General features: G+C 33.6%; 1 protein-coding gene. It reads right to left on the reverse strand.

The genetic code is table 11. From position 1 onward, the window contains the following. Positions 1 to 193: 193 nt before the first annotated feature. Positions 194 to 421, reverse strand: coding sequence for a hypothetical protein (locus N1032_RS28005; protein WP_259544019.1), 228 nt, complete (start codon positions 419 to 421; stop codon positions 194 to 196). Positions 422 to 512: the final 91 nt, after the last annotated feature.

Here is a 512-nt window from a genome sequence, read left to right on the forward strand (position 1 = left end):
GAAAGTAGAAACGAAACCAACCAGGAGCGCGGCGGATAATACCCAAGAAATTTTATTGATCATGCTTTTCATATTTTCACCTTTAATTTTCGGTTAGTGCGGTATTGCCTAACCAACAAAGACATTTTATCAAATCAGGGGAAATAAACAATATTTAAATTGTAAATTTCCCATTGTTTACACCTATCAATAATTAAAGAATCGCGTAGAAATGATTATATGTTTTTGCGTGTTTCACTTGCTGGTTAATAACCATTTTTACAAACTGAATAGTTTCACGTCCGTAATTTTTGAACATAATTTCATTAGCGCGGGAAATAGCCAGATCTACTAAAAATTGATCATCCATATCGCCGCAAGGAAAATCAAAGTGTGAAATCGTGAAACGTAAATTTTCCTCCGCTATTAAAACATCAACCATATTAACAGAACGATTGACATTTACAGAAATAACCAGGGTACGATATTTAGTAAGATCGTACCCTGGTTATTTCTGTAAATGTCAATCGTTC

The organism is Herbiconiux daphne, assembly GCF_024979295.1.
In the GTDB taxonomy this organism is placed as follows: Bacteria; Actinomycetota; Actinomycetes; order Actinomycetales; family Microbacteriaceae; genus Herbiconiux; species Herbiconiux daphnes.